The sequence below is a fragment of the Mesorhizobium liriopis genome, assembly GCF_024053505.1.
GTDB lineage: Bacteria > Pseudomonadota > Alphaproteobacteria > Rhizobiales > Rhizobiaceae > Mesorhizobium_B > Mesorhizobium_B liriopis.
Window position 1 is genome coordinate 15,067 of the sequence record NZ_JAMXQS010000002.1, and the last position, 26,563, is coordinate 41,629.

The 26,563-nt window shown below is 64.8% G+C and carries 30 protein-coding genes; 11 read left to right on the top strand and 19 right to left on the bottom strand.

Annotated features, from left to right (window positions below; genetic code table 11):
* Position 1: 1 nt before the first annotated feature.
* Positions 2-1,210, bottom strand: coding sequence for a tRNA 2-thiouridine(34) synthase MnmA (gene mnmA, locus NGM99_RS03080; RefSeq protein WP_252815893.1), 1,209 nt, complete (start codon positions 1,208-1,210; stop codon positions 2-4).
* 141 nt (positions 1,211-1,351) lie between these two features.
* On the opposite strand from mnmA, the gene sciP reads away from it, so the two are divergent.
* Positions 1,352-1,627: a CtrA inhibitor SciP gene (sciP, locus tag NGM99_RS03085; protein WP_252815895.1), complete on the top strand. Its 276-nt coding sequence runs from the start codon at positions 1,352-1,354 to the stop codon at positions 1,625-1,627.
* Positions 1,628-1,949: 322 nt separating this feature from the next.
* Positions 1,950-2,216, top strand: coding sequence for a hypothetical protein (locus NGM99_RS03090; protein ID WP_252815897.1), 267 nt, complete (start codon positions 1,950-1,952; stop codon positions 2,214-2,216).
* Between the two features lie 276 nt (positions 2,217-2,492).
* On the opposite strand, the gene NGM99_RS03095 is transcribed toward NGM99_RS03090, so the two are convergent.
* Positions 2,493-2,861 (bottom strand): flagellar export protein FliJ, encoded by a 369-nt coding sequence (locus NGM99_RS03095; RefSeq protein WP_252816878.1) that lies wholly within the window; start codon positions 2,859-2,861, stop codon positions 2,493-2,495.
* Between the two features lie 435 nt (positions 2,862-3,296).
* Between NGM99_RS03095 and ctrA the strand changes: the two genes are divergently transcribed.
* On the top strand, positions 3,297-3,992 hold the full coding sequence (gene ctrA, locus NGM99_RS03100; protein WP_252815899.1) for a response regulator transcription factor CtrA: 696 nt from the start codon (positions 3,297-3,299) through the stop codon (positions 3,990-3,992).
* 76 nt (positions 3,993-4,068) lie between these two features.
* On the opposite strand, the gene NGM99_RS03105 is transcribed toward ctrA, so the two are convergent.
* Together NGM99_RS03105 and chpT are read right to left on the bottom strand one after the other, a co-directional pair.
* Positions 4,069-4,452, bottom strand: coding sequence for a response regulator transcription factor (locus NGM99_RS03105; protein WP_252815903.1), 384 nt, complete (start codon positions 4,450-4,452; stop codon positions 4,069-4,071).
* A gap of 110 nt (positions 4,453-4,562) precedes the next feature.
* Entirely contained in the window at positions 4,563-5,225 is a 663-nt protein-coding gene (chpT, locus tag NGM99_RS03110; RefSeq protein WP_252815905.1) for a histidine phosphotransferase ChpT, read from the bottom strand.
* Between the two features lie 255 nt (positions 5,226-5,480).
* Here chpT and NGM99_RS03115 point away from each other — a divergent pair, with 255 nt between their 5' ends.
* Positions 5,481-6,047, top strand: a complete 567-nt coding sequence (locus NGM99_RS03115) for a DUF1134 domain-containing protein (protein ID WP_252815910.1) — start codon at positions 5,481-5,483, stop codon at positions 6,045-6,047.
* Between the two features lie 135 nt (positions 6,048-6,182).
* Positions 6,183-7,277: a coiled-coil domain-containing protein gene (locus tag NGM99_RS03120; RefSeq protein ID WP_252815912.1), complete on the top strand. Its 1,095-nt coding sequence runs from the start codon at positions 6,183-6,185 to the stop codon at positions 7,275-7,277.
* On the opposite strand, the gene NGM99_RS03125 is transcribed toward NGM99_RS03120, so the two are convergent.
* Genes NGM99_RS03125 through NGM99_RS03135 form a run of 3 tightly spaced genes read right to left on the bottom strand, consistent with a single transcriptional unit; the run spans position 7,247 to position 9,380 of the window.
* Entirely contained in the window at positions 7,247-8,059 is an 813-nt protein-coding gene (locus NGM99_RS03125) for a TrmH family RNA methyltransferase (protein ID WP_252815913.1), read from the bottom strand. The genes NGM99_RS03120 and NGM99_RS03125 overlap by 31 nt on opposite strands.
* Positions 8,056-8,820, bottom strand: coding sequence for a HugZ family pyridoxamine 5'-phosphate oxidase (locus NGM99_RS03130; protein WP_252815914.1), 765 nt, complete (start codon positions 8,818-8,820; stop codon positions 8,056-8,058). The genes NGM99_RS03125 and NGM99_RS03130 overlap by 4 nt, the downstream gene beginning before the upstream one ends.
* 35 nt (positions 8,821-8,855) lie before the next feature.
* On the bottom strand, positions 8,856-9,380 hold the full coding sequence (locus tag NGM99_RS03135) for a GNAT family N-acetyltransferase (protein WP_252815916.1): 525 nt from the start codon (positions 9,378-9,380) through the stop codon (positions 8,856-8,858).
* A 258-nt stretch (positions 9,381-9,638) separates the two neighbouring features.
* On the opposite strand from NGM99_RS03135, the gene NGM99_RS03140 reads away from it, so the two are divergent.
* Together NGM99_RS03140 and NGM99_RS03145 are read left to right on the top strand one after the other, a co-directional pair.
* Positions 9,639-10,619 carry a glutathione S-transferase family protein gene (locus NGM99_RS03140; RefSeq protein ID WP_252815918.1) on the top strand — a complete coding sequence of 327 codons (981 nt, stop codon included), beginning with the start codon at positions 9,639-9,641 and terminating at the stop codon, positions 10,617-10,619.
* A gap of 183 nt (positions 10,620-10,802) precedes the next feature.
* Positions 10,803-11,123 carry a hypothetical protein gene (locus NGM99_RS03145; protein WP_252815920.1) on the top strand — a complete coding sequence of 107 codons (321 nt, stop codon included), beginning with the start codon at positions 10,803-10,805 and terminating at the stop codon, positions 11,121-11,123.
* A 69-nt stretch (positions 11,124-11,192) separates the two neighbouring features.
* Here the strand turns inward: NGM99_RS03145 and NGM99_RS03150 are convergent, their stop codons facing one another.
* A complete protein-coding gene (locus NGM99_RS03150) occupies positions 11,193-11,690 on the bottom strand; it encodes an NUDIX domain-containing protein (RefSeq protein ID WP_252815922.1) in 498 nt (165 codons plus the stop codon).
* A 50-nt stretch (positions 11,691-11,740) separates the two neighbouring features.
* Here NGM99_RS03150 and NGM99_RS03155 point away from each other — a divergent pair, with 50 nt between their 5' ends.
* The gene (locus tag NGM99_RS03155; protein WP_252815924.1) at positions 11,741-12,664 is read left to right on the top strand and encodes a metallophosphoesterase family protein; all 924 of its coding nucleotides are present in this window, start codon (positions 11,741-11,743) and stop codon (positions 12,662-12,664) included.
* A 44-nt stretch (positions 12,665-12,708) separates the two neighbouring features.
* On the opposite strand, the gene NGM99_RS03160 is transcribed toward NGM99_RS03155, so the two are convergent.
* The 6 genes from NGM99_RS03160 to trhO form a co-directional block, all read right to left on the bottom strand.
* Positions 12,709-12,915 carry a hypothetical protein gene (locus NGM99_RS03160; protein ID WP_252815926.1) on the bottom strand — a complete coding sequence of 69 codons (207 nt, stop codon included), beginning with the start codon at positions 12,913-12,915 and terminating at the stop codon, positions 12,709-12,711.
* Positions 12,912-13,814, bottom strand: a complete 903-nt coding sequence (locus NGM99_RS03165) for a cation diffusion facilitator family transporter (RefSeq protein WP_353937367.1) — start codon at positions 13,812-13,814, stop codon at positions 12,912-12,914. The genes NGM99_RS03160 and NGM99_RS03165 overlap by 4 nt, the downstream gene beginning before the upstream one ends.
* Positions 13,781-13,960, bottom strand: a complete 180-nt coding sequence (locus tag NGM99_RS03170; protein WP_252816951.1) for a hypothetical protein — start codon at positions 13,958-13,960, stop codon at positions 13,781-13,783. Before NGM99_RS03170 ends, NGM99_RS03165 begins: the two co-directional genes overlap by 34 nt.
* Before the next feature lie 79 nt (positions 13,961-14,039).
* Positions 14,040-14,714 (bottom strand): GNAT family N-acetyltransferase, encoded by a 675-nt coding sequence (locus NGM99_RS03175; protein ID WP_252815928.1) that lies wholly within the window; start codon positions 14,712-14,714, stop codon positions 14,040-14,042.
* Positions 14,715-14,913: 199 nt separating this feature from the next.
* Positions 14,914-15,759 carry a tellurite resistance TerB family protein gene (locus NGM99_RS03180; RefSeq protein WP_252815930.1) on the bottom strand — a complete coding sequence of 282 codons (846 nt, stop codon included), beginning with the start codon at positions 15,757-15,759 and terminating at the stop codon, positions 14,914-14,916.
* A 95-nt stretch (positions 15,760-15,854) separates the two neighbouring features.
* On the bottom strand, positions 15,855-16,769 hold the full coding sequence (trhO, locus tag NGM99_RS03185) for an oxygen-dependent tRNA uridine(34) hydroxylase TrhO (RefSeq protein WP_435371392.1): 915 nt from the start codon (positions 16,767-16,769) through the stop codon (positions 15,855-15,857).
* A gap of 99 nt (positions 16,770-16,868) precedes the next feature.
* Here trhO and NGM99_RS03190 point away from each other — a divergent pair, with 99 nt between their 5' ends.
* Both NGM99_RS03190 and NGM99_RS03195 read left to right on the top strand, forming a co-directional pair.
* Positions 16,869-17,657, top strand: coding sequence for an N-acetylmuramidase domain-containing protein (locus NGM99_RS03190; protein WP_252815934.1), 789 nt, complete (start codon positions 16,869-16,871; stop codon positions 17,655-17,657).
* A 31-nt stretch (positions 17,658-17,688) separates the two neighbouring features.
* On the top strand, positions 17,689-18,324 hold the full coding sequence (locus NGM99_RS03195; RefSeq protein ID WP_252815936.1) for a 2-dehydro-3-deoxy-phosphogluconate aldolase: 636 nt from the start codon (positions 17,689-17,691) through the stop codon (positions 18,322-18,324).
* A 37-nt stretch (positions 18,325-18,361) separates the two neighbouring features.
* Here NGM99_RS03195 and NGM99_RS03200 read toward each other — a convergent pair whose 3' ends face one another.
* The 5 genes from NGM99_RS03200 to NGM99_RS03220 all read right to left on the bottom strand — a co-directional run bounded on the left by NGM99_RS03200 (position 18,362) and on the right by NGM99_RS03220 (position 24,560).
* The gene (locus tag NGM99_RS03200; protein ID WP_252815938.1) at positions 18,362-19,204 is read right to left on the bottom strand and encodes a class I SAM-dependent methyltransferase; all 843 of its coding nucleotides are present in this window, start codon (positions 19,202-19,204) and stop codon (positions 18,362-18,364) included.
* Positions 19,205-19,433: 229 nt separating this feature from the next.
* Complete coding sequence (locus NGM99_RS03205; protein WP_252815940.1) at positions 19,434-20,117, bottom strand: winged helix-turn-helix transcriptional regulator; 684 nt, start codon at positions 20,115-20,117, stop codon at positions 19,434-19,436.
* A 124-nt stretch (positions 20,118-20,241) separates the two neighbouring features.
* Complete coding sequence (locus tag NGM99_RS03210) at positions 20,242-20,859, bottom strand: dihydrofolate reductase family protein (protein WP_252815942.1); 618 nt, start codon at positions 20,857-20,859, stop codon at positions 20,242-20,244.
* A gap of 70 nt (positions 20,860-20,929) precedes the next feature.
* Positions 20,930-22,843, bottom strand: a complete 1,914-nt coding sequence (locus tag NGM99_RS03215; protein WP_252815945.1) for a peptidoglycan L,D-endopeptidase MepK — start codon at positions 22,841-22,843, stop codon at positions 20,930-20,932.
* A 223-nt stretch (positions 22,844-23,066) separates the two neighbouring features.
* Positions 23,067-24,560 carry a sigma-54-dependent transcriptional regulator gene (locus NGM99_RS03220; protein ID WP_252815947.1) on the bottom strand — a complete coding sequence of 498 codons (1,494 nt, stop codon included), beginning with the start codon at positions 24,558-24,560 and terminating at the stop codon, positions 23,067-23,069.
* A 167-nt stretch (positions 24,561-24,727) separates the two neighbouring features.
* Here NGM99_RS03220 and NGM99_RS03225 point away from each other — a divergent pair, with 167 nt between their 5' ends.
* Positions 24,728-26,554 carry a M3 family oligoendopeptidase gene (locus NGM99_RS03225; protein WP_252815949.1) on the top strand — a complete coding sequence of 609 codons (1,827 nt, stop codon included), beginning with the start codon at positions 24,728-24,730 and terminating at the stop codon, positions 26,552-26,554.
* Positions 26,555-26,563: the final 9 nt, after the last annotated feature.

The window sequence follows — 26,563 nt, forward strand, 5'->3', positions numbered from 1 at the left end:
TTCACGCCGAAAGGCGCGGCCTTACGTTCAGCGCATCCAGGCTCTCTTCGGCGCGTGCATTGCGGCGCGAACGGGCGATGAAGCCGCCGCCGAGCACCCGTGCGCCTTCATCCTCGCCGTCATAAAGGACGCAGGCCTGGCCAGGCGCGATGGCACCTTCGCCTTCGGCGAGCAACACGCGCGTGTCCGTGCCGTCGGAGAACAATGTCGCGGGCCGCGCGGGCCGCGTCGAGCGCACCTTGGCCCAGACGGAGAGGCCGGTTGCGGGCAGGTCAGGCAAGGCGCCCTCGCCCAGCCAGTTCACGTCGCGCAGCGATACTTCCTCCGTGTCGAGCGCCTCGCGGGGGCCGACCACCACACGGGCCGCGTTTGCATCGAGATGGACCACATAAAGCGGCTCGCCGGCGGCCACCTTCAAGCCCCGCCGCTGGCCCACCGTGAAGCCGCCCACGCCGTCATGAGTGCCCAGCACGCGACCATCGAGGTGCACGATCTCGCCACCGCGCAAGGCTTCGGGCTTGAGCTTGCGCAACACATCGGCATAGCGCCCCTCGGGCACGAAGCAGATGTCCTGGCTGTCGGGCTTCTGCGCGATCTCCAGGCCCATCTCGGCCGCCAGTTCGCGCACGCGGGCCTTGGGCAGGTCGCCGAGCGGAAAGCGCAGGAAATCGACCTGGGCCTGCGTGGTCGCGAACAGGAAATAGCTCTGGTCGCGCGCTTCGTCATGCGGACGCACCAGAACGCGGCGGCCGTTCTCGGCGCGCGAGCGGATGTAATGGCCGGTGGCGAGCGCCGCTGCATCGAGATCCTTCGCGGTCGCGAGCAGGTCGGCGAACTTCACCGTACGGTTGCAAGACACGCAGGGGATCGGCGTTTCGCCGCGCGCGTAGGCTTCGGCGAAGGGCTCGATCACCTGCTTGCGGAAGCGCTCCTCATAGTCGAGCACGTAATGGGGAATGCCGAGCATTTCGGCCGCGCGCGCGGCATCCGCAATGTCGGCGCCCGCGCAGCACGAGCCCGCGCGCTTCACCGCCGCGCCATGATCGTAGAGCTGCAGCGTGATGCCCACCACCTCGAAGCCTTCGCGCTTGAGGAGGCCTGCGACCACGGACGAATCGACGCCGCCCGACATGGCGACCACGACGCGGTTGTCTTCCGGCCGGCCGGGCAGGCCGAGGCTGTTGGTTTCAGGGGCGAAGGGAGCGCTCATGGCGCGCCTCATAGCGGAAACAAAAGCTTGCCGCCACTCTCTCCACCGCTCACTCAAAAGCACGTGAACGGTTTCAGCATTTTTTAAAGCTGACGGGATAGCTTGCCCTTCGATTAGGTCGATTGCGTGTTGAGAGTCCTTATGACCGATCTTGTAAGACCGCGTGTGAAGTATGTGATTGGTCCCGATGGCAGCCCGCTGACCATTGCCGACCTGCCACCTGCCGATACGCGTCGCTGGGTCATTCGCCGGAAGGCGGAAGTTGTGGCAGCCGTGCGCGGCGGCCTTTTGAGCCTTGAAGAGGCATGCCAGCGCTATACGCTGACGACCGAGGAGTTCCTGTCCTGGCAGGCCTCGATCGACGAGCATGGGCTGGCCGGCTTGCGCACCACGCGCATCCAGCAATACCGGCACTGACGGCCAGTCGCCGCCGGAAGCGCGGCGCGTTCCAATCATGGCATCTTGATCGCAGTGCGGGATGACGGCATCCCGCAGCGATGGATCTCCGACGCATCCTGATCATCGGCAACAGCGGCTCGGGCAAGAGCTGGCTGGCTGAACGCCTTGGCGATGCGTGCTCCGTTGCGCCCACCGATCTCGACACAATTCGCTTGATCGGGCCGGGCTATAGGCTGAGGCGCGAGGCGCGAGGCGCGAGGCCATCGCGATCGTCAGACAAATCACGCAAGCCGAGCAGTGGATCATCGAAGGCGTTTATGGCTGGCTGGCGCAAGCGGCCTTGCCGCGCGCCACCTGCCTGATCTGGCTCGATCTTCCCGTCGAGGATTGCATCGCGAACCTGACAGAGCGCGGCGTGCGCGGCAGTGGCGATCGGGCATCGTTCAGTGTGCTGCTGGAATGGGCGCGCGATTATGAGGGACGCGGGAGCAGTTCGTCACGCGCGGCGCACAGTGATCTTTCGAAAAGCTTCGGCGGGGATGCGGTAGTACTTCCCAATCGCAAGGCAGCCGAAGAATTTCTGCGAATCACTTCGAGTGGAAGCTGAGTCGACTGACTGGACCTGTTCGGGGCTTGTCGGAAAATTCTGAAGCGGCAGGGCGGGTGGAGACTTCCCCCGCCCTTTATCCCTTCCCACAAGGGAGAGAGATCACCAGCGTCGCGCCTTTTTCTTCAAGCCAGACACCGAGCATCAAGACCAAATGCGGCGATGACGCCCGCCCTCCCCCTTGTGGGGAGGGATAAAGGGTGAGGGTGACGCAGCCACCCCTACCACCGTTCATCGCCTGTCTTGCATCTCAATCGACAAGCAAATGGGGTGACGTCACCCCGCCATCAGCCGCGGCGCTTCCGCCACATCCCGCACGCCGCGCGATTCGATCGCTTCCGCCTTGGAAAGCTCCGCTTCAGCTTCATCCAGTAGGGCTTGAGCATCTTCACGCCGGCTCATCAGGTCGGCTTGGCTGTTCTTGAGGTTGTCGCGGCGCTGGCGCGCGGCTTTGGCGAAGGTGGGATAGGCGAAGTGGTTGATGTCGGTGATGCCGGCCTTGCGTTCCTCGGCCCCGATCTGGACTTCCAGTTCGCCGGCCATGCGGTCGAACTCGGCGATCATCGTGTCGAGCTGCGCCAGCTGGCGCTTTTTGTCGTTGACCTGAAACTGCTTCAACCGGACGAGGTTGTCTCGTGATTTCATGTCCGACCACTCCCATGCAGGCGCGTGTGTGCCGCGCGCGTTCTTTGCCCAGAAGCCCCCGCCGCCCGGCGCAAGCCCCGTGCCCGGCGCAAGGTTACCGAAAGGCAAACGAATTCCTAAGAATTCACCGTCTTGGTAACCCTTCGTTTACGGGCCTGGTTAATCATAGGAACGAAGGATTTAAGGCCCGGTAAAAAAGAACGGGAGAAGGCGGAGGATCCGCTCTCCCCAACGCTTTGCAGGGCTATCCGAAACGGAAAATGGCGACGGGAATGAGCGTAGAACGGACATCGGCGGGTATTTTCCAGCGCGTCAGGCGCGGGACGAGACACCCTCTGTTAACCATTCGATGCCAATTTTCGGCACTGGAAATGACCGTCCCGGCTTGCGCCTCGTCAGCGCTGAAGCGGGCCGGCGGCGGGAAAGGGGATTAAGATGCGCGTACTCCTGATTGAAGACGACAGTGCGATCGCACAAAGCATCGAGTTGATGCTGAAATCCGAAAGCTTCAACGTTTATTCGACCGATCTGGGCGAAGAAGGCGTCGATCTCGGCAAGCTCTACGACTACGACATCATCCTGCTCGACCTGAACCTGCCCGACATGTCGGGCTACGAGGTTCTGCGCACGCTGCGCCTTTCCAAGGTCAAGACGCCGATCCTGATCCTGTCCGGCATGGCCGGCATCGAGGACAAGGTGCGGGGCCTGGGCTTCGGCGCCGACGACTACATGACCAAGCCCTTCCACAAGGACGAGCTGGTTGCCCGCATCCACGCCATCGTGCGCCGTTCCAAGGGCCACGCCCAGTCGGTGATCCAGACCGGCGATCTGATCGTCAATCTCGATGCCAAGACCGTGGAGGTCGGCGGCCAGCGCGTTCACCTGACCGGCAAGGAATACCAGATGCTGGAGCTGCTTTCGCTCCGCAAGGGCACGACGCTCACCAAGGAAATGTTCCTCAACCACCTTTATGGCGGCATGGACGAGCCCGAGTTGAAGATCATCGACGTCTTCATCTGCAAGCTGCGCAAGAAGCTGGACCTGTCGTCAGGCGGCCAGAACTATATCGAAACCGTCTGGGGCCGCGGCTATGTACTGCGCGAGCCCGAGGAAGTGCGCGCCAGCGCCTGATATCCCGACAAACCTTCACACAAACGCCGCGCCGGGCCGGAAGCCTCGCGCGGCGTTTTCGTGTTCTGAAACGGCGTCAGGCCGCGACCGCCTCGTCCCGAAGCAGCGGCATGACCCGCGTCACGAGCTGCATCCGGTTGAAGGGCTTGAGCAGAAAGCCGTTGGCACCCGCGCGGCGCGCCCGCATGATGGCGCCGAGATCCATCTCGACCAGCGAAACCAGGAGTGCGGGCTTATGCTCGGACGCTGCAAAACGTCGGAAGAGATCGAGCGCCTCGCCATTCGGCAGATTGCCGTCCGCGATCACCAGATCGGGGATCCGGAAGCTCGCGCGCATCAGCGCGTCGCTGGCATCGCGCGCCTCGTCCACCTCGATGCCTTCGCTTTGAAGGATGCGGCGCGCCACTTTCCGCACCACATCCGAGCCTTCCACCAGAAGACAACGCTTGTCCCTATGCACTGAACCCGATCCTCGCGAGAAACGCCTGCCTTTCGTTCCGTCTCGGAGAAAGGCAGGCGTGACGCTAAACGAGGCCCCGTGAAAAAGCGGAAAAGGAATGCGGTAAAGTTTTAGGAAGCAGCCGCCGAGGCCACGTCCGACTTGGCGACCGCCGAAAGCACGATCTGCTCGGGCGTCGCGTTGATGTTGATCACCATCCCGGCTTCCTGCGCCAGAAGCAGCGTATAGTAAGGCTGCACCGAATGCGCGTCGATCGGCTCTTCGGGGCGCTGGCCCGAATGCAGTTCGAGGAATTTCGGCGGCACGCGCACCATCGGCCCGCTCGACGTCATCGTGAAGCGCGCTTCGCCGTCGAGATCGGCGAGTTCCACCGCGATGCGACCGCCGCGCGGGATCGTGGCATTCGCGATCAGCAGGAGGTTGAGGATCAGCTTGACCTTGTTCTTGGGCAGAAGCGCGCGTCCGCCCTGCCAAGTCAGTTCCGGCTTCTCGTTCTTGAAATAGGCGGCGGCCACCGTTTCCGCGTCGCCTGTGTCGATCTGCATGCCAGCCGAGCCTGCGGCACCGAAGGCGATGCGCATATATTGCAGCCGTGCCGAGGCGTTGCGCGCGCTCTGGCGGATCAGCCGCATCGCATCCTCGTCCGCGCCACCCTCGTCGAGCAGTTCCAGCCCGTTATTGATGGCGCCCACCGGCGAGATGATGTCGTGGCACACGCGCGAGCACAGAAGTGCAGCAAGCTCGGGCGCACCGAGAGCGAAAAGATCGGCCAATTCCGTGAACTCCTTCGAATAGCGGGCGGGCGAATGGCGGGCGGGTTGCTTCGGGTCTCAAGACCCTGTCGCGCGCTTACCGGCAACCACCGTCACCGCGAGCCCACACCCGAACTTTTGTGTTCTTAATGGTTGAAGAACGATTACCGCCTAGTCTCGCGAGTGCAAGGCGGAATTGAACCGAAAAGAGTTCAGCCCGCCGGCAGGGTCGAAGGCGCTCAAGCGAACTGCTCCGGTTTTCAAGGAGAAGCACTCATGTCCTCCATTCTACGCGCGCTCGTGGCCTGCGTCGCCTTCGTGCTGTCGGGCCTGCTCGCCGTTCCCTCGCATGCCCAGGACGGCGGCTATTCGGCTCAGGAGATCGTCGATTCGGGTCACAAATTCTTCGGCTCGACATCCGGCGGCCTCGCTTCCGTGGTCGAGAAGATCTTTTCGGAATACGGCCTGCCCAACGGCTATGTGCTCGGCGAAGAAGGGGCCGGCGCGCTGATCGGCGGCCTCACTTATGGCGAAGGCACGCTCTTCACCAAAAATGCGGGCGACCACAAGGTGTTCTGGCAGGGCCCGTCCATCGGCTGGGATTTCGGCGGCGACGGCTCGCGCGCGATGATCCTGGTCTATAATCTCGACCAGGTGGATTCCGTTTACCGGCGCTTCGGCGGTGTGGCGGGCTCGGCCTATGTGGTGGCGGGCCTGGGCTTCACCGTCTTGCGCAACCAGAACGTCCTGCTCGTGCCGGTGCGCACCGGCGTCGGCGCGCGGCTCGGCCTCAATGTCGGCTACCTCAAGGTCACCGACAAGCCGACATGGAATCCTTTTTGAACGGGAACGTCCGTTTCTGGTAAAGACCCCGTTCACCTTGCCGAACCCTGAATTCAAGCTTCAGCTGGATTCACAGCGCTCCCGCATGAGAGAATGCGGGAGCGTTTCTGCTTTTTCTGCTCGCGGAACCTTGCCTTGGTAATCCAGTCGGCCGTCTTCTTCGTTCTCGGCGCGCTTTGCGCGGGCCTCTTGGCGCTTCTTATCGCACCCATGCTGTTGCGCCGCGCGCGGCGGCTGGCGAAAGCCGAGATCGAATCCTCCCTGCCGCTTTCGCTGAACGAGCTGCAATCGGAGAAGGACCGTCTGCGCGCCGATCTCGCGATGCAGATGCGCAAGCTCGAAGTGGATGCCAAGGCCGCCCGCGCGCAGGCCACCGAACAGACCATCCTGCTCGACCGTGGCAAGGAAGAGATCCGCCAGCTCAACGAGGTGGTGAAGGGCCATGGCGTACGCATCGCAGCTCTCGAAGTGGAACTCGCGGACACCCGCGCGCGGCTGGGCGAGCGCGAGGAACAGGCCGGCAAGCTGTCCGAGCAGCTCAGCATCCAGACCGAAACCCTGCGCCAGCGCGATGCCGAAATCGTCGAATTGGGCCGCCGGCAGGATGCCGCGACCAACCCGGCAGTCGAGGCAGTTCCCGTTGTGGCGACGGGTGAAGCAACCGAGGCAACAGGTGAAACACCTCCAGCCGCGGTCCTTTCCGACGACCAGTCGAACGCCTTGCGTCGCGCGCTTGCCGAAAAGGACGAGGCGCTCGAACGCCGCGCCCGCGAGGCCGAGCGCCTGCGCGAGGAAACCAACCGCCAGCGCGCCGAGCGCGACCAGCTTAACGAGGAACTGGTCACCGCCCGCACCGAGCGGGTGGCGCTGGAAGTGGAACTGGCCGAACTCCAGACCCGGCTCAGCCGCCTTTTCCCGCGCAGCGGTGCGAATGCCGACCCTGCCGTGCTCCTCGCCGCCATGGCCGCCGATCGCGAAAAGCTCGAAAAGCGCCTCGAAGCCGCCACCGCCGAAACCGAGCGCCTGCGCGAACAGGCAGGCTCGAGCGATCTGCGCGACGACATCCTGCGCATCGGCGCGGAAGTGACAGCCCTCGTCGCAAATCTCGAAGGCCCGGACGGCCCCATCGACCGGCTGGTCGGCAAGGGAAGCGAAACCGGCGGCACAGGCCTCGCCGACCGCATCAGAGCCTTACGCGCTCAAACCGCCTCGCCCGCGCCCGAAAAGTGATAAAGCGCGACGGCACTCGCCGCCGCCACATTGAGACTGTCCCATTGCGGCGCCTGCGGAATGCGAACACTGGGAATCCGGCTCAATAAGTCTTCCGGCAAGCCCGTCCCCTCAGCGCCCAGCCAGAGCGCCCGCCGCTGCCCACGCGGCACGGCGGACAAAGCAAGTTTTCCGCCGGGCGAAAGGGCCGCCTGCGCGAAACCCGCATCGTCCAGCGCCTCGACCAGCATTCCCGCATCCGGCGCGGTCGCAAACGGCACCTTCAGCACGGCGCCGACCGAAACCCGGATCGCCTTGCGATAAAGCGGATCGCAGGAAATGGGGTCGAGCAGAACGGCACAGGCGCCGAACGCCGCCGCGTTGCGGAAGATCGCGCCCATATTGTCATGGTTGGCGATGCCCGCGGCCACCACCACCAGCGCCTCCTCCGGCAAGCCTGCCAGCACATCGCCCACTTTCTCGGCCGGTCTCTTGCGCCCGATCGCCAGAATGCCGCGATGAAGGTGAAAGCCTGCGATGGCATCCATCACGGCAGGTTCGGCACAGTAAACCGGCACGTGTCCCGGCAGCTTGGCCAGCACGGCTTCCATGCCGCTCAGGCGGCTCGGCAGAAGCAGCACTGATTCCGCTTCGAAGCGCCTGGCGCTCAAAAGCACGTCGATCACCACCTTGCCCTCGGCGATGAAGCGGTTCTCGCGCCCCACCAGATCGCGCTCGCGAATATCGCGATAGGCGGCGATGCGCGGGTCGGACGGATCGGAGATGGTGAGAGTGGGCGTCAAGCCGCCCCGCGTGCGGTGCGCGCCATCTCGACCAGGATCATCCGTATGTCCTCGGCACCCCGCAGCGGACGCGGGAACGTCACGCGCCGCACATCGTCGCCGAGCGACAGGTCGAGCCCATCCACGTCGATGCCCGTCAACAGCCACTCGCCTTCCGGCGCCTTGGCGAAGTGCGACGCGTAAAGCGCTATCGCATCGCGATGGTCGGCATTCATGTGCTGCACGGCTCCCCGCTCCGATGCGGCCACCGCATCGACGGTCAAACCTTCCACGACCAGATCCTCGCGCGACAGCTCATAGGCGCGCCCGAAGCCGCCATTCAGGCTCGCGCGCACCGGCTCGAGTCGCACGAGGGTGAAGTCCCCCAGCCCCGCATAAAGCTGCGCCTTGGGGTGGCGCGCGAGATAGCGCCGCTCGGCCCATTCATAGTTTCGCGTGCCGCGCTCCAGGAATTGTGCCTCTGCGCAGAGCGTGATGCGCGGATGCGCGAGTGGATCACCCTTGCCCGGCTCGCCCAACAGCAGCGAGACCTTCGGGTTCGCGCGCATGGCGGGCGTATGCGCGGCGAGTCCCGAGACAAGGATCAGCGGTGCTCCGGACGGATCGGTCGCAACCCCCACGCGGCTCGCCAGCGGCCAGTTCGATCGCGGCTCAACCGTCGCCAGGGCGCCGAACCGTGCAGAGCGCACGAGCGTCCTGGCCAGCAAAAGCGCCTGGTCATCGACCGCGCGTAGCACATCCTTTTTCCGGGCCTGAGCCATTTCCAGATTTTCCGAATCGTCCAAGGATTTTCGTCCTATTCTGACGGGTATGATCCGGCAAGACTGGCATGAGACACCGTGCCGTGAAAGCGCGCGAGCGCGCCGGGGCGGATTTCATGGGCGAGAAGCCGCGCGGGATCGACCGGGCGCGGCATGGTCAGCTGCTTGGACGGGATGCGCGAGAAACCGAGCGGCCCGTAATAGGGCTCGTCCCCCACCAGCACCACGAGGCCCCACCCGGTTTGAGCGGCCGCGTCCAAAGCCATGGCCATCAGCTTCTTGCCGATGCCGATATTCTTGAAGCGCGGCGGCACCGCGAGCGGGCCGAGCAGCAGCGCGCGGCCTTCACCTGCCGCAATCGGCGTCATCCGCACCGAGCCTGCCAGTTCACCGCCCATCGTCGCCACGAAGGACAGCGCACGGTCGTGCGGTCCCTGTTCGCGGATACGGGTCGCGGCACGCGCGAAGCGGCCGGGGCCGAAGCTTTGTTCGTGAAGCACTTCGATGGCGGCGTCATGTTCCGGCAGTTCGGCCGAGAACACCGTGGCGGCGGCAAGCATGTCGCGAGGGTCCGTGATGGATGGGGAGGAGGAAGAGCGGCGCAAGAAATCGAAAGTCCGCGTGGAAAACGCGGGTGTTCAGCGTGCTCGTCGTCGCGATGTGCCCAATCCGATCATGGTTCGCCCGCTATCACCTCGCGGGCCGCCCGTCCATCCGTTTTACGCACCGTTCAACGCGAAGCCGGTTTGCTTGGGCGCGGTGTGACCCTAACTCCGCATTCAAGGACAGCCCCGAAAGGCAGGGCAAGGAGCGCGAAAATGGGTCTTCTGATCGACGGCCAGTGGCAAGACCAGTGGTACGATACCAAGAGCACGGGCGGGAAGTTCGAGCGGCAGGACGCCAAATGGCGTGACTGGATCACCGCCGATGGCACGCCCGCGCCGGGCCGCACGCGCGGCTTCAAGGCGGAGCCCGATCGCTACCACCTCTATGTCAGCCTGGCCTGCCCCTGGGCGCACCGCACGCTGATCGTCCGCAAGCTCAAGAAGCTGGATGACGTGATCTCGGTTTCCGTCGTCCATCACTTCATGGGCGAAAACGGCTGGACCTTTCTGAAAGAAGACGGCGCCACCGGCGACACGCTTTACGGCTTCGATTTCCTGCACCAGATCTACACCAAGGCCGACCCGCATTTCTCGGGCCGCGTCACCGTGCCGGTGCTCTGGGACAAAGAGACGGAAACCATCGTTTCCAACGAGTCCGCCGAGATCATCCGCATGCTCAACAGCGCGTTCGACGCTTACGGCGACGCCTCGCTCGACCTCTACCCCGAAGAGCTTCGCCCCGAGATCGACGCCATCAACGCCAAGATCTACGACACGGTCAACAACGGCGTCTACAAAGCCGGCTTCGCGACCACGCAGGAGGCCTACGCGAACGCCTATCGCGCGCTCTTCGCGACACTCGACGAACTCGAAACGCGCTTGGCGTCGAACCGCTATCTGGTCGGCGACCGCATCACCGAAGCCGACTGGCGGCTTTTCACCACGCTCGCGCGCTTCGATCCCGTTTATGTCGGCCACTTCAAGTGCAACCGCCAGCCTATCGCGGATTATCCCAACCTGTCCGCCTATTTCCGCGAGCTTTATGCCGTGCCGGGCGTGAAGGAGACGGTCGATCTCCTCCACGTCAGGCACCACTATTACCGCTCGCACCCCACCATCAACCCGACCCGCATCGTCCCCGAAGGCCCGGCGCTCGATTGGGACAAGCCGCACGATCGTGAACGCATCGGCTGAGATTTGCCGAAGACCGAAGCTTCGCTGCAACCGTGCCGGCAACCATTTGCCGGCGCGACTCGAATGGAATCCGGCGAATAGTTGCCCCTCTCATCTTACCAAAGCTTAATGTGCCGGTTCACTTCCCATTCACCCGGCGACGCCCAGTTTCGTGCTCGTTGAATCCACGAAAGGACGTGCTCCATGAACCGCACTCTCTCCACCCTTTGCGCCGCCGTGATCGCCCTGACCTCGCTCGGCGCGTCCGCCGGCATGTCGAGCGCCGCACCGCTTCCGAGCGCCCAGTCGCATGCGGGGCAGAGCCATGTGATCGACGTGCAGATGCGTCGTGATCGACAGGCTTGCTCGCCGCGTGAAGCGCTGCGTAAGGCGGAGCGCCTCGGCCTGCGTCGCGCCCGTGTGGTGCGCGAAACCCGCCGCTTCGTCGCGGTCAGCGGCCTGCGCCGCGGCGCGCGCGTGACGGTGGAGTTCGCTCAGTCGCGCGGCTGCCCGACCCTGCGCTGAGTGCTCTCATCTCAAGGAAAAAGCCCGCCCGGCCTCAAACCGGGCGGGCTTTTTCTTTGAACTGTTCGATCACCAGTCTTCCGTGGGCGGCAGGCCTTCGACCACTTCCCTAATCCGCCGACGCGTGCCCTCGGTAATACCTTCGGGCAACCTGTCGAGGGAAAAGAACCCGGCCTCCGCGATTTCCCGGTCTGCCGCTTTCGGCGCGCTTTGCGTGAAATTCTCCACCACATAAAGCGCCACATGATCGCGCGGGCTGGCATGGCGGTTGAAATAGACGGCAAACAGCCTTGGCCGTCCCTCCACCACGATATTGCCTTCCTCGCGCAGCTCGTGCCCCAGCGCCTGTTCCAGCGTCTCGCCCGTTTCGACGCCCCCGCCCGGCAACTGCCAGCCGGGCACGTAAGTGTGGCGGATCAGAAAGACGCTGTTCTGCGCCCGGTCGAGCACGAGCCCGCGCACGCCGAGCGTCATCGGCCGGCGCAGGCGGAAATAGAGATGAAAGGCGCGCCGCCTCAGGCGTGCTTCGAGGGTTTCACGTGGAACCTCTGCGTCGGATCGGCTCATGAGACATGCTTTCATTGGCAGGCGCGGGTGCCGTGCCCTAGAACATCACCATGTTCAGGCTTGCGCATCTTTCCGACGTCCATCTTGGGCCCCTGCCGGATGTAAACTATCGGCAGCTCGCCTCCAAGCGGATGGTCGGCTATGTGAATTGGCACCGTAATCGCTCGGCCTTTCTGCATGACGACGTGCTGGACGCGATCGTCGCCGACATGCACGCACAGGCGCCCGATCATGTCGCCGTGACCGGCGATCTCGTGAACCTCGCGCTCGACCGCGAGGTGGAACTTGCCCGTCTCTGGCTCGACATTCTGGGCCAGCCGCATGATGTTTCGGTGGTTCCCGGCAACCACGACGCCTATGTGCCCGGCGCCTTCGACAAGGCCTGTCTCGCCTGGGCGCCCTTCATGCAGGGCGACGGGCAAACCGAGACGCCTAAGCGCGAGACATTCCCTTACCTGCGCGTTCGCGGCAACATCGCGCTGATCGGCGCCACATCGGCGCGTGCCTCCGCGCCCTTCATGGCGACCGGTTACTTCAAGGAGCGCCAGGCAGCACAACTCCGCACGCTACTCGCCGAGACAGGGCGGCAGAAGCTGTTCCGCGTCGTGATGATCCACCACCCGCCCGTTCGCGGTGCGGTACCCGCCCACAAGCGCCTGTTCGGCATCGGCCTGTTCCAGGATGCGGTGCGCGAAGAGGGCGCGGAACTGGTGCTGCATGGCCATTCGCACCTGCCGACGCTTCTCTCGATTGCGGGCCCACGCGGCCCCGTGCCGGTGGTTGGCGTCGCGGCCGGGGGCCAGTCGGTGGGAGCCTCCAAGCCGCCCGCCCAGTTCAACCTGATCGAGGTGGATGGCGCGGCCCCCGACTGGAGCATCCGTTTGATCCGCCGCGGCCTGACGGAAAAAGGCAAGCCGGTCAGCGAGATTTCGAGCGAAGACCTGTCGCGCCCGCGTGTGATCCAGGCGAGCTAGACCGGTCGAGGGTCAGCACCGGCGATCCGCCGGCGAACCCTTTTTCAGTCGAGACGCTTCTTCGCCTGAGAGCGTCCGCGCAGCCACAGCACGAGGAAGGGTGCGACGATGAAGAGCGCGGCGACCACGACCGCCGCCGTCATCGAGCGGCTTCCCAAGCCCACCATGATCGTCGGCAGGAAATAGGCGAACAGCGCGAAGCCGAGCAGAAACAGCCCGGCGCCCAGCAGCGTCCTGCGGTTCTCGCTCATGCCGCCTCGCGCGGGGCAACAGCCACCGCACAGGCGCAGCCGCCATCGGCGCAGAGCCCATATTCGGGCTCGACCGTGGCATGCTCGATGCCGTGCCGGGTGCGCAGGCGCTGCTTGACGCCTGCGATCACCGTGCCGGGCTCCGCACCCTCACGCAAATGAACATGAAGCGTCGCCATGTGGCGTGCGCCATCGAGCGACCAGAGATGCATGTGGTGGATGTCGCCCACGCCCGGCACATGCGCCTTGAGATCGGCCGCCACCTTGTCGCCATCGAGCGAAGCCGGCGCACCTTCCAGAAGCAGATGCCCGGATTCGCGCGTCAGCGCCCAGGCCGAACGGAACAGCAGAACGGCCACGAGCGCAGACAGGATCGGATCGATCGGCGTCCAGCCCGTCAGCATGATGATGCCTGCCGCCGCGAGTGCGGCGACCGATCCGAGCAGATCGCCCAGCACATGCAGCACGGCCCCCCGCATGTTGAGGTTCTGCGCCCCGCCCGAAAGCACGAAGAACGAGGCCACGTTCACCAAGAGACCCAGGCCTGCCACCACCAGCATCGGCCCGCCCAGAACGGGCTGCGGATCGACCACACGTTTGGCTGCCTCGAACAGGATGAAGAAGCCGATCAGGAAGACCGACAGGCCGTTCACGAAGGCGACCAGAGTCTTCACCCGGTCGAAGCCATAGGACAGCCGCGTGCTCGGGGCCCGTCCCGACAGCGAGAACGCATACCAGGCGAGCCCCAGCGCGACGGTATCGGTCAGCATGTGCCCGGCATCGGCTAGAAGTGCGAGCGAGCCCGTCCACCAGCCGCCCAGCGCTTCCGCCACCATGAAGCCGCCGGTAAGCGAAGCTGCGACCATCACCCGCGTGCGGTTGCTGGTGTCGCCATGCACATGGCCGATCCCGCCATGGTCGTGCCCATGGTGATCGTGCCCATGGTGGCTGTGAGCGTGCGCGCCGTGGCCATGCGCATCATGCCCATGTGAATGGTCATGATGCGCATGACCCGCGTGGGAATTTCCAGGGCTGGAATGCCCATGGTCGGAATGCCCACGGGCGGAATGATCGTGATGCGAATGATCCTGCGCCATGATCGCTTTCATCTGTGGCAGCTGTTGTCAGCCGGCCCGGCAATCCTCCAGTCGCCGCTTCTGTTGCCCTTCGTCACCGAAATTCTCGGGTGAAAGCCAAGCCTCGAAGCCGGCGCGGATCGCGGGCCAGTCCTTTTCGATCATGGCATACCATGCCGTGTCGCGGTTTTCACCCTTGACCACCATATGCTGGCGGAACACGCCTTCGTGTGTGAAGCCGAACCGCTCCGCCGCGCGCTTGGACGGCTCGTTGCGGTTGTTGCATTTCCACTCGAAGCGGCGATAGCCGAGCCGGTCGAAGATATAGGAGGCGAAGAGGAACAGCGCCTCGGTCGCCGCGGGCTTTCGCGAAACGAGCGGCCCCCAATAGATGTTGCCGATCTCGGCCACCCCATTCGCCGCATCGATCCGCATCAAGGTCTGTCGCCCGGCCACCTTGCCCGATGCCTTGTCGATCACCGCGAAGAAGAGCGGATCGGCGCTTGCTTCCGCTTTCTGAAGCCATGCCTCGAACGCCTCGCGCGATTCCGGCGGGTTTTCGAACAGCCAGCGGAAGCGCTCGCCGATATCGGCAATGCTCGACGCTTCGAAGAGGTCGTCCCCGTGGGCAGCGGCGCTCAACGGCTCGAGCCGCACATATCGCCCCTCCAGCACCACGCGTTCCGGCACCGGCGCGCCGCGCCAATTCGAAAGGTTGTCCATCGCAGTTTCCCCGGCTCGATATGCGGTCCGTGCCTGCTCGGGCCACAAGCCGCAAGGGCCATCACCGGAGCGCGGGCTGCGCCACGACAAAAAAGGGCGGCCCGAGAGCCACCCCTTTTCGCGAACCGTGCTTGGGAGGAGGAAAGCCGATCCGATTGCTGAGAGGCTGCACCTTTATGGTTAACAGCCCGTTAAGATCTCAGACGGTCGGCGCGGCCGGCACCGTGGCGCTCTTCACTGTCGCCTCGATATGGTCGATCAGCGCATCTTCGAGGCCCAGACGGCCGGCGAGCTGGTCGAGAAAGCCGCGTTCGGCGCGGCTGTCGGCATCGACGGCCAGACGCGCGGCGGTGTAAAGCTCGACCTTCTGCGCCTCGGTCTGCGCGCCCGACACGATGCTGTCGAGATCGATCGGCTTCTTCAGCTCGTCCTGCAGGAACTGACCCGCCTCATCCTCGAGACCGGCGGTCTGCGAACGGTCGCCGATGCGGGCCAGTTCCTCTTCATCGACCTGACCGTCGGCCTTGGCGGCTGCGATCATCACGCGGATCAGGGTCAGGGCGAAGTCGTTCTCGCCCTGCGGCGCCGATGCCGGGTGGAAATCCGTGTTGGCGGGTGGCGGCAGAAGCTCGGGCTCGGCCGTGCCGGTGTTCGGCACTTCCTGCGGGCTCTTGCCGGCCTGATGATCCTGATAGGCCTTGTAGGCCATGGAGGCGATGGCAGCCAGACCGCCGAGCTTGATGGCCGAGCCCGCGATGCCACGACCTGCCCCCGTGCCCAGCACGCCCGCCAGAATGGCGCCCGCCGCGATCGGGTTGTTGCGCGCCGTTTCGAATACCTGACCGGCCGCCCCCTTGATGCCGTCCGAGGAGCCGAGCCTGTCGGTCAAGCCACCCAGGCCACCGCCTTGGCCGCCGAAGCCACCGCTCCGGCCGCCTGTGAGCCCGCCCAGCAAGTCACCGAGACCACCGCCTGCGCCCTGACTGGAGCGTCCCTGCGCGCCTGCGCCGAGAAAACTATCGAGCAGCTTCTTGGGGTCGAACATGCCGTATTCCTCCGTTTCGGGTTCTGCCGGCTTGCCCGGCTTCCTCGTGGAGGTAGGAAGTGCTCGATCGAATGCAATGAACCGAAAGGGAAAACCTAGCGGCTTGCGGCCAGAAGCGCCTGTTTCTGCCGCTCCGCGAAACGCAGGCGGTCCGCATCGGAATATTCGTCGATGCAGGCCGCGCACGAGATCCCCTCGCGATAATGCGCCGAGCGCCGGTCCTCCGCCGTCAGCGGCCGGCCGCAGGCGTGGCACAGGCTCGCTTCGCCTTCCACCAGCCCATGGCCGATGCCGACACGCTCGTCGAACACGAAGCACTCGCCCTGCCACAGGCTTTGTTCCGCCGGCACTTCCTCCAGATAGCGCAGAATGCCGCCCTTGAGGTGATAAACGTCCTCCACCCCGATCTGGCGCAGGTAAGCGCTCGCCTTCTCGCAGCGGATGCCGCCCGTGCAGAACATGGCGACGGGGCGCCCTTCCATGGCCGCGCGATGCTCTCCCGCCCAGGCTGGAAAATCGCGGAAGCTCTCGGTTTCAGGATCGACCGCGTTCTGGAACGTGCCGAGCGCGACCTCGTATCCGTTGCGCGTGTCGATCACGAGCGTTTGGGGGTTCGCGATCAGCGCGTTCCAGTCCTGCGGTTCGACATAGGTGCCCACCAGTCTGTTGGGGTCGATGCCCTCCACGCCCATCGACACGATCTCGCGCTTGAGCCGCACCTTCATGCGCTTGAACGGTTCCTCGCGTGCTGTGGAGCGCTTGACGTCCATGGCAGCGAGCGCGGGGATCAGGTCGCGCAGGTGAACGAGCAGCGCGTCGATCGCACTTTCTTCGCCTGCCACCGTGCCGTTGATGCCCTCATGGGCGAGAAGGAGCGTGCCCTTGATCTTTCGCGCGCAGCAAAAGGCCGCAAGCTTCGTTTTCAAGCCTTCCAGCCCCTCGAGCGGGGTGAAGTGATAGAGCGCTGCGACTGAAAAGGGACCGGGGGTGGAAACCATGATGGGCGTCAGCTAGGCCGGCACGGCACCCAGTGCAAGCCTGTCTTCGTCCACCTCCCCGCCGCCACCCGCCATCCTGCGCCTCCAACGGATGCGAGGCGGAAAAACAGCATGTTCGACAAGGTGGCGCGCAACTCCATCATCCAGGCGGCCTGGGAACGGGGGTTGGACCCTGCCGCCGTTCTGGCGGTGGCCGAGGTGGAAAGCGGTGGCCGGGCCCTGGCGCTGGTGGAAGGCAGGCTCGAACCGCTGATCCGCTGGGAGGGCCATTATTTCCACCGCCGCCTGCCGAGCTACCTGCGCGAAATCGCACGTGCGAACGGCCTTTCCCACCCCCAGGCCGGAGCAATTCCCAATCCGCCCGACCAGCCCGCGCGCTGGCGGCTGCTCAAGCGCGCCAAGGCGATGAATCGCGACGCCGCATGGGAATCCACCTCATGGGGCATCGGCCAGGTCATGGGCGCGAGCTGGCGGCGCATGGGCTACCGCGACGTCGCGCCGCTCGTGGCCGAGGCGCGTGAAGGCATTCTCGGTCAGGCTCGCCTGATGACCCGCTTCATCGCCGTCACACGGTTGAACGACCCGCTCGAGCGCGAGGACTGGGCAGCTTTCGCGCGCGGCTATAACGGGCCGAACTATCGACAGAACGCTTACGACACCAAGCTCGAAGACAGCTTCAAGCGCCATGCGCCGGCCACGCCGCTTTTTCCCGGTGCCATCGGCGCACGTGTTCGCCGGCTTCAAACGGCCCTTGCGGGCCACGATCCGCAGATCAAGCCGGATGGCAGGTTCGGCCCGCTGACGGAAGCGGCCCTTTTTCGCTTTCAGGCGGAGAAGGGCCTGAAAGTGGATGGCATCGCCGGCCCGCAAACCTTTCGCGCGCTGGGCGTTGCCGGTTGATCGAAGCGAAAATCGGGTATACCGCGAACAGATGGCCCATCGCTCGCAAGACCTCGTTTCGCTTCTCGGCAACCAGACCGTGATCCCCGTGATCCGCATCGCGGATGCGGCCCATGCCGTGCCGCTCGCGCGCGCACTGGCACGCGGCGGCTTGCGGCTGATCGAGATCACGCTGCGCACCGATGCGGCTCTCGAATCGATCCGCCTCGCCTCACAGGAAGTGCCCGAAGCCGTGGTGGGTGCGGGCACGATCCTGTCGCCGCGCCAGTATGAAGAGGCGGCAGAAGCCGGGGCGCGCTTCATCGTCAGCCCCGGCATCACGCAGGCGCTTCTGAAAACCGCCGAGGACAGCGAGGTCCCCTTCCTTCCCGGCGCCACCACGGCATCCGAAGTGATGGAAGCGCGCGACGCGGGCCTCTCCTTCCTGAAATTCTTTCCCGCCGAACAGGCCGGCGGCGCCTCCTTTCTCAAGGCGCTTTCGGCCCCCATTCCCGACATCCGCTTCTGCCCCACCGGCGGCGTGAGTGCGGCGAACGCGGTGAGCTACCTCTCGCTTCCCAACGTCGCCTGCGTCGGCGGTTCCTGGGTCGCGCCCGACTCGGCAGTGGAAGCCGGCGACTGGGACCGCGTCGAGCAGCTCGCGCGCGAGGCGTCGGGTCTGCGCTGAGCGCCCGACGCGTTCGCTGCGAGTCGCGGCGTTTCCTCTACTTCTGCACCACGATTTCGAGATAGTCGCTCGGGGCCACCACCGTGCCGTCATCGGCGCGGTTGAAGCGGCCGATCAACGCGAAGATATCCCGTTCGAGTTCGCTCTGCCTGTCTTCCGGCAGCGAGGCGAACGCCTTGTGGACCGGCCCGTACCAACTGCGGAAGACGTCCAGCCAATGCTCCGGCGAGCGATAGCGGAACGCAAACGAACGAGGCGTCGCCGTGATGCCGCGCGCAGCACCGAACAGTTCGTCGAGCCGCGCCTTCGTGCCCCACAAGGCCGGCGACTTCACGCCCGGCAAAGGCGGAACATAGGTGCCGAGCAGCTTGAAAAGCTGCCCGACAAAGCCGTCCGGCGTCCAGTTCGCCATGCCGATCTTGCCGCCGCGCCTACAAACCCGCAGCATTTCGCGGGCAGCCTGATCCTGATCGGGCGTGAACATCACGCCGAAGGTCGAGACCACGGCATCGAAGCTTTCATCGTCGAAGGGCAATGCTTCCGCATCGGCCGGCTGGAACGTGACATCGAGACCTTCGGCCTCGGCCCGCGCGCGACCCCGCTCCAGCAAAGCCGGCACATAGTCGGTCGATGTCACGCGGCACCAGCGCCGTGCAGCCGCAAGCGTGGCATTGCCGTTGCCGGCAGCGACATCCAGCACGGTCTGGCCGGCACGCAGATCGAGCGTCTCGCACAGACTTTCGCCCACGATCTGCAGGGTCGTGCCGACCACCGCATAATTGCCTGATGCCCAGGCCCCCTGCTGGCGCTGCTTGAGGGCAACGAAATCCGTCCGGCCGGCTGCGGGCGCGGTTTTTTCGAGAACAGTGGCGGTTTCCATGATCTTTCTCCTTTCTGGCAAAGAGCAGATGTGAGGGTCGGGCGTTCTCCCACCGAAAACTTCCTGCTCACGGCTGCTCGCGACAGGCATGGGTACGGGCAGTCCTTGCCGCCCGCGCGCTCTGCCTGTTGAGAAAAGGATGCCTCCGATCCGAGACAGCCGGCCAGTGTAGGAAGTGTAGCGCCACCGGTACAAATTATGGATCGGCCCGCACCGGTCGCCCAGCTGTTCAGGCCGTCGCGTAGGAGCTGCGCACCATCCAGTGGTTGATCGAAGCCGCCAGATCGGCATTGCCGATCAGCATGATCTTGTCTCGGGCGATCTGCGCCTGCAGGCTGGAATAGCCCATCCATGCCGATGTCAGGGCCTTGAGGTCGGCCGTGACGAAGAGGTCGACATCGAAGCCCGGATCGATGAGGCAGAGATCGATCGGCACGCCCGGCTTGGCGATCAGCCAATAGCTTTGCTCGGCCTTCGGCAGTTCGGGATAGGTGAATTTGATGACGCTGCGCCGCGCTTGCGGCATCGCCTTGGCGTCGATCTTGCGCCGCATGTTCCACATCAGAAGCCGCGCATCGAGACGTTCGAGGGTCACATCCGCGTCGATGTTGCGATGGGCCCATTCGCCCAGCGCATGAACGATCGGCGCCAGCTCGTCGGCGATCGCCGTGCTGCGATAGCTGATCTCACCGCTCGCGCTGTTTTCGAAGCGGGTAATCAGCCCATGCTCCTCCATCTCGCGCAGCCGCTTCGTCATCAGCGTGGGCGAGATCCCCGGCACGCCGCGACGGATTTCGTTGAAGCGGGAGGAGCCCGACCAGATTTCGCTGAGGATCAGAAGCGTCCAGCGCGGCTCCAGAACCTCGCACGCCTTGGCGACGGGGCAGAAGTGATTATAGCAATCGTTCGACATGGAAGCGCTCCGAACGCATCCCTATTGCATCAGCGAACCGTCATCCGATCTGTGAACCATAGCACTTTGCGACGCTTTGAAGAAGCCGGGGCGTTCCCGGCTCTTCTCCCGGCCTCTCGCGAGTTCAGGCGAACGAGCCCGTTTTCACGCCCTCGGCCTGTCGCCGGTAGCGGCTGACGACCACCCCGCTCGGCGTGCGCGTGCTGTCGAGCAACGCGAAGGTGGAGGGCGCTATCGCATCGGTGAACAGCCGTTTGCCTGCGCCCAGCACCACCGGGAACACCAGCAGCGTGAGTTCATCCACGAGATCGCCGTTCAAAAGCGTTTGAAGAAGGTCGGCGGAGCCCTGGGTGAGAAGGTTCGGCCCATCCTCCTCTTTCAACCGCCTCACCGCTTCCATCGGGTCCGGGCCCAGATGCACGCTGTTGTGCCAGGAAAGCGAGATATCCGGATTGCGGCTCGCGACATATTTCGTGATGGCGTTGAAGCGCTGCCCGATCGGCCTGTCGGCGTTCGGGTCTTTGGGCCAGTAGCCCGCGAAGATGTCGTAGGTCTTGCGACCGAGCAGAAGATCGAACGGCTCACGCATCAGCCGATCGACGGCTTGACCTCCCGCCTCGTCGAAGAACGGAACCGTCCAGCCGCCCAGCGAAAAGCCGTCCGACATATCCTCTTCCGGTCCGCCTGGGCCTTGCATCACGCCGTCCAGACTGACGAACGCACCGACGAGGATCTTGCGCATGCTGGGCTCCCTTCAAACGAAAACGCCGGCCCAAAGGCCGGCGCTCGCACTTGTTTCCCAAGTGGACAACTCAGTTCGTGGTGAACTTTGCGACCGACATGAAGGTCACGGCCTTGCCGGAGAAGCGCTTGGCATCCGCCACCTGCACATTCTGCTGGAAACCGGCGGTGTAGACTTCCGCGGGCGCGGTGCGCAGGGAGGCGGCGAAGACCGAAGGCTTGGCGGCAGCGACGGGCATGGCCTTGTCGCCTTCGAGCGCCCAGCGCGCGGTTGCGGGTTGGGCTGCGACCGGCATCACACGCGCGGCCGGCTTGCGGTCGTGGCGCGAGGGGCGGGCCGATTTGCCCGTGGTCTTCACGTCGTCGAAGGAGAACGAAGCGGGCTTCTCGTTGGAAACACGCGCGGCGGTGAAAGCCGTGCGTGCGCTGACGGAACGGAGTGCCAGCGCGCGCTCCACCTCGGCCGCATTGTCGGGACGCGGCGGCAGGGCGGAGATCGCCTCATGCTTGGAGAAGCTCGCCAGCTCGACCGGCTCCTTTTCCTCGGCGAACGCGTTTTTCGGCGCGAAGCCGGGCAGGCTGGCGTCGGACGGCAGCATGGCGGCGGCAATCGCCTCGGTCGGCGTTTGCGGGCGCAAGGTGGGCTTCGCCGAAATGAGATCGGCCGCCTTTTCGCGCGTGTTCTGCGACGAGGCGAGGGCCGCGAGCACCGTGGGTGCCGGCTCGCCCGATGCCGTTTCGCCCGGCCGCCACGAAGGCAGCGGCGCGTGCGCCGCGAGTTCCACCGGCGGCTTGGTGGAAAGCTCGGTCGGCACGCTGTCGGCCGCATCCGCGATCAGCGCGGTCACCGCGTCGTCGGCGCGAAGCGTATCGACCTCACGCGGTGCAGCGAGCGGCAGCGGGATCTTGCGGGTTTCGAGGGCCGCGATCACGGTTGCCGGCGTTTGCAGGCCCGGCACATCGGCCGGCGGACGCGGCATCTCGGCCGGCGTCGCATCTTCCGGCGACACGATCTGGATCGACGGCTTCTGAAGACCCGGCAGCGTGGTCTTCTCGTCCTTGGCGACCTGTGGGGCCACGTCCGGCTCGGGCGTCTTGGCGGGCGTCTGCGGCTTCACCGAAACCTTGCCCTTGGGTGCGGCCGTCGGCGCGCCATCGCCCGCCGCATCGTCCAGTTCCGCCTCGTCATCCTCGCCGCTGCCGAAGAGCGCGGCCAGGAGGCCCTTCTTTTTCGGCCCGCTGCTGGTGGCGCTGGCAATCGCCAGTTCACCCGCGCTCTGACGGCTCTTGTAGGAAGCCAGGGCCTGCTCGAAGCCGGGCAGCGGCTTGCCGTCTGACGGCACGTGCAGGGTCTTGCCGTTCGGGAACAGCGCGACGAGCTCGGAGCGGCTCATCTTGGGCCAGTGGCGCACATTGCCCACGTCGAAATGGACGAAGGGAGAGCCGGAGGTCGGATAGTAGCCGACGCCGCCTCCCTGCATCTTGAGGCCGATCTCGCGCAGGGTCTTCAGCTTGACGCCGGGAATGTAGAAATCCATCGCCTTGCCGAGCATGTGCTGGCTTTTCTCGGCGACGCCCGAGCGGCGCGAGCGGCCGCGCAGCATGGAATTGGTTTCAGGGGCGCGGAAACCGCACACGACCTGGATATAGTCCCTGGCGCCCGCTTCCTTGTAGGCCGCCCAAACGAGGTCGAGCAGGCGCGGATCCACCTTCACTTCCTTGTTCTGGCGCCAGTCGCGCAGGATGTGGTTGATCTTCTTGAGGCCCGCCGCGTCGTAGCGCCCGTTGCGCTTGAAGACGATCTCTTCCTTCTCATGCGTGTGGAGATGGTAGAGTTTCAGCGAGCGTGTCTCGGCCTGTGCGGCCTCGACTGAAATGGAAAAAAGACTCAATCCGGCGATCGCGCCGGCAACCCAGATTCGCTTGAGCCGTTGTGCCTGGTGAGAAAGGCTGAACTGGCTCGTCGCACGGTCGAGTTTGGTCAAATCGAATCGCCCCGTCGGCTGCAGGAACAGGCAGCGTTACCCTCAGATCACACTAACCGGGAAATCCGTCCAACTTCCCGATTTTTCGATCTTACTGGTTAATTCCTGCCACATGAAGCCGAAATGCGGTCGAAGCATGGCACGATGCCTTGATGCCTGCGTCCGGACCGTCACGTCGCCTCCCGTGGTAAACGCAAACTATAGGCCGCGAGCCTTGCGTCAATCAGGAGGCCGCGCGGTTTTCGCCGACGCTGTCTTCGAGCCCGTATTCCTTGAGCTTGCGATAAAGCGTGGAGCGCCCGATGCCCAAGCGCCGCGCCACTTCGCTCATCTGGCCGCCATAATGGTCGATGGCGAGCCGGATCATGTCGAGTTCGACCGCCGCCAGTCCCCGCACATGGCCTTCGCCGTCGAGCGCATGGAGCGTGCCGCGCAAGGCCGCGACCGGGTCGGGCGTCGAACTTGGGGCACCGGCAGACGCCACGACCGGCTCGAGCGCCGCCATCTCGTGCTCCAGCGCGCCCGAGACCTGCGCGCGGATCTGCGGAAACTCGGCTTCCGTCAGCCGGTCGCCCTCGGCCAGCACCACCGCGCGGCTGATGGCGTTTTCGAGCTGGCGGATATTGCCCGGCCAGTCATAGGCCTGAAGCAGCGCCGCGGCTTCCGGCGAAAGCGCCAGCGCCCGGCTGCTGCCCACCGCTTGCGCGGCGCGTGCGATGAAGCGCGCAGCGAGCGCGGGCACGTCGCCCCGCCGCTCGCGCAGGGCGGGTAGTGCGATCGGAAACACATGGAGGCGGTAATAAAGATCTTCGCGGAACCGCCCTTCGCGCACGCGCTGGGCGAGGTCGCGATGGGTCGCCGAGATCAGGCGGATATCGACCTTCACCGTCGCCTTGCCGCCGACCGGATCCACCTCGCCTTCCTGCACCGCGCGCAAAAGCTTCACCTGCACATCCGCCGGCAGGTCGCCGATCTCGTCGAGAAAGAGCGTGCCGCCATGGGCTTCCACGAACTTGCCGGTGTGCCGCTCGGTGGCACCGGTGAACGCCCCCTTCTCGTGACCGAACAGGATCGATTCCACGAGATTGTCGGGGATGGCGCCGCAATTGACCGTGACGAAGGGCTTGTTCGCGCGCCGCGAGGCGGCCTGGATGGCACGCGCCATCACTTCCTTGCCCGTGCCCGATTCGCCCTCGAGCAGGATCGGAATGTCCGATGCCGCGGCTTTCCGCCCGAGCTTGAGCGCGCGGTCCATCGCCGAACTCGTGGTCGAAAGCTCGTCGAATGTCAGAACCGGAGCGTCGCTGCCCTTGGCTTCGCGCTTGCGGGCCTCGCCCTCGAAGGCTTCCACCTTGAGCGCACGGCCGAGCGCCGCGTTGAGCTTGTCGGGCGAAGTGGGCTTGACCACGAAATCGAACGCGCCCTCGCGCATCGCGCCCACGGCCGTGTCGATGCCCCCTTGCGCGGTCTGCACGATCACGGGGAGCTTGAGCCCCCGCTCGCGCATGGTGCGCATGACGGAAATACCGTCCGGCCCGCCCGGCATCACCAAGTCGAGCAGGACGGCGCCGAATCGGTCAGGGGATTTCGCCAGTGCTTCAAGTGCTGCAGCCCCGCCTTCGGCGGTTTCCACCTTGTGGCCGCCGCGAGAAAGGGCCGCTTCGGTCAGCCGCCGCTGAACCGGATCGTCGTCCACCACAAGGATCGTGCCTGCCATCCTGCCTCCAAACGCCCGGGCGATGCCCGAAAGGGCTGGATAAGGGGTTGTGTGACACAATATTGCCGATGAGGATAAAGACCGGCTCAACAGAACCGGTCAACGGTTTCTTGCCGCCTTGTGGTGGAAGTGACCGTTTCAGAATACCAGAAAGAAAGTTCTTGGCGATGTTCGACACTTTTTCCGCCCCTCAGAGCGGAACCGGCACGCTCTTTTCCGGTGCAGCCTTGCCGGAATGGAATCTCGCCGACCTTTACCCGTCGATCGACGCACCGGAACTGAAAGACGACATGGCCCGTGCCGAGCGCGAAGCCACGGCCTTCGAGAAACGCTGGAAAGGCGCGCTGGTGGTTGAAGCGGGCAAGGGCGAAGCCGGGCGCCTGGGGCAAGCCGTCAAGGAATTCGAAGCGATCGAGGAACTGATCGGCCGCATCGCCTCCTTCGCCGGCCTCGCTTATGCCGGCGACACGTCCGACCCGTTGCGCGCCAAGCTGCATGGCGACGTGTCGGAAAAGATGACGGACGCCAACGCGCATCTTCTCTTCTTCGGCCTCGAGCTGAACGCCATCGATGACGAGCTGATCGAAGCGGCCCTCGCCGCCGACCCGCTTCTCGCGCATTACCGCCCTTGGGTGCTCGATCTGCGCATGGACAAGCCGTTCCAGCTCGAAGAGCGGATCGAGCAGCTTTTCCATGAAAAAAGCATCACCGGGCGCGGCGCATGGAACCGTCTCTTCGACGAGACCATGACCGACCTGCGCTTCAATGTGGATGGCGAAAAGCTCTCGCTCGAACCGACCCTCAACCTGCTTCAGGACAGCGACGGAAGCTTGCGCCGCAAGGCCTCGGAAGCGCTGGCCGAAATCTTCAAGGCCAACCTGCGCACCTTCACCTTGATCACCAACACGCTCGCCAAGGACAAGGAAATTTCCGACCGCTGGCGCGGCTTCACGGACATGGCGCAGTCGCGGCATCTGGCGAACCGCGTCGAGCCGGAAGTGGTCGATGCGCTCGCATCCGCCGTGCGCGACGCCTATCCGCGCCTGTCCCACCGCTATTACGCGATGAAGGCGAAGTGGCTGGGCATGGACCAGATGAACCACTGGGACCGCAACGCGCCGCTGCCCGATTCACCGCGCGCGCTGATCGGCTGGGACGAGGCCAAGAACACGGTACTCGGTGCTTATCATCGCTTCGCGCCCGAAATGGCAGAGATCGCCCGCCGCTTCTTCGACAAGCGCTGGATCGACGCGCCCTCGCGCCCCGGCAAGGCGCCCGGTGCCTTCTCGCATCCGGCCGTTCCTTCCGTGCACCCTTACGTGCTGCTGAACTATATGGGCCGCCCGCGCGACGTGATGATCCTCGCCCACGAACTCGGCCATGGCGTGCATCAGGTTCTGGCAGGCCACCAGGGCGCGCTGATGGCGCAGACGCCGCTGACGCTCGCCGAAACCGCATCCGTCTTCGGCGAGATGCTGACTTTCCGCATGCTGCTCGAGAAAACCACCGAGCGCCGCGAGCGCAAGGCGATGCTCGCCCAGAAGGTCGAGGACATGATCAACACGGTGGTCCGCCAGATCGCCTTCTACGAGTTCGAGCGGAAAGTGCATGGCGAGCGCGCCAAGGGCGAGCTGACGAGCGACCGCATCGGCGAGCTCTGGCTCGAAGTGCAGCGCGAAAGCCTGGGGCCCGCGATTGCCTTGCGCGAAGGCTATGAGAGCTTCTGGTGCTATATCCCGCACTTCATCCACTCGCCCTTCTATGTCTATGCCTATGCCTTCGGCGACTGCCTCGTGAATTCGCTTTATGCGGTCTATGAGAATGCCGAGGCGGGCTTCCAGGAGAAGTATTTCGCGATGCTTTCCGCAGGCGGCACCAAGCATCACTCCGAGCTTCTCGCTCCCTTCGGCCTCGACGCCTCCGATCCCGGCTTCTGGCAGAAGGGCCTGGGCGTGATTGAGCGCCTGATCGACGAGCTCGAAGCCCTCGACTGAGCCGCCGTG

Coding starts and splice junctions, on each gene's coding strand:
- NGM99_RS03170 (WP_252816951.1), bottom strand. CDS start 13,960: ATGGGCATTCCAGCCCTGGAAATTCCCACGCGGGTCATGCGCATCATG.
- NGM99_RS03200 (WP_252815938.1), bottom strand. CDS start 19,204: ATGGAAACCGCCACTGTTCTCGAAAAAACCGCGCCCGCAGCCGGCCGG.
- NGM99_RS03160 (WP_252815926.1), bottom strand. CDS start 12,915: ATGAGCGAGAACCGCAGGACGCTGCTGGGCGCCGGGCTGTTTCTGCTC.
- NGM99_RS03155 (WP_252815924.1), top strand. CDS start 11,741: ATGTTCAGGCTTGCGCATCTTTCCGACGTCCATCTTGGGCCCCTGCCG.
- NGM99_RS03095 (WP_252816878.1), bottom strand. CDS start 2,861: ATGAAATCACGAGACAACCTCGTCCGGTTGAAGCAGTTTCAGGTCAAC.
- NGM99_RS03225 (WP_252815949.1), top strand. CDS start 24,728: ATGTTCGACACTTTTTCCGCCCCTCAGAGCGGAACCGGCACGCTCTTT.
- NGM99_RS03210 (WP_252815942.1), bottom strand. CDS start 20,859: ATGCGCAAGATCCTCGTCGGTGCGTTCGTCAGTCTGGACGGCGTGATG.
- NGM99_RS03140 (WP_252815918.1), top strand. CDS start 9,639: ATGGGTCTTCTGATCGACGGCCAGTGGCAAGACCAGTGGTACGATACC.
- NGM99_RS03150 (WP_252815922.1), bottom strand. CDS start 11,690: ATGAGCCGATCCGACGCAGAGGTTCCACGTGAAACCCTCGAAGCACGC.
- NGM99_RS03135 (WP_252815916.1), bottom strand. CDS start 9,380: ATGCTTGCCGCCGCCACGGTGTTCTCGGCCGAACTGCCGGAACATGAC.
- NGM99_RS03175 (WP_252815928.1), bottom strand. CDS start 14,714: ATGGACAACCTTTCGAATTGGCGCGGCGCGCCGGTGCCGGAACGCGTG.
- NGM99_RS03180 (WP_252815930.1), bottom strand. CDS start 15,759: ATGTTCGACCCCAAGAAGCTGCTCGATAGTTTTCTCGGCGCAGGCGCG.
- ctrA (WP_252815899.1), top strand. CDS start 3,297: ATGCGCGTACTCCTGATTGAAGACGACAGTGCGATCGCACAAAGCATC.
- NGM99_RS03220 (WP_252815947.1), bottom strand. CDS start 24,560: ATGGCAGGCACGATCCTTGTGGTGGACGACGATCCGGTTCAGCGGCGG.
- sciP (WP_252815895.1), top strand. CDS start 1,352: ATGACCGATCTTGTAAGACCGCGTGTGAAGTATGTGATTGGTCCCGAT.
- NGM99_RS03205 (WP_252815940.1), bottom strand. CDS start 20,117: ATGTCGAACGATTGCTATAATCACTTCTGCCCCGTCGCCAAGGCGTGC.
- NGM99_RS03145 (WP_252815920.1), top strand. CDS start 10,803: ATGAACCGCACTCTCTCCACCCTTTGCGCCGCCGTGATCGCCCTGACC.
- mnmA (WP_252815893.1), bottom strand. CDS start 1,210: ATGAGCGCTCCCTTCGCCCCTGAAACCAACAGCCTCGGCCTGCCCGGC.
- NGM99_RS03190 (WP_252815934.1), top strand. CDS start 16,869: ATGTTCGACAAGGTGGCGCGCAACTCCATCATCCAGGCGGCCTGGGAA.
- NGM99_RS03115 (WP_252815910.1), top strand. CDS start 5,481: ATGTCCTCCATTCTACGCGCGCTCGTGGCCTGCGTCGCCTTCGTGCTG.
- NGM99_RS03130 (WP_252815914.1), bottom strand. CDS start 8,820: ATGGCTCAGGCCCGGAAAAAGGATGTGCTACGCGCGGTCGATGACCAG.
- NGM99_RS03195 (WP_252815936.1), top strand. CDS start 17,689: ATGGCCCATCGCTCGCAAGACCTCGTTTCGCTTCTCGGCAACCAGACC.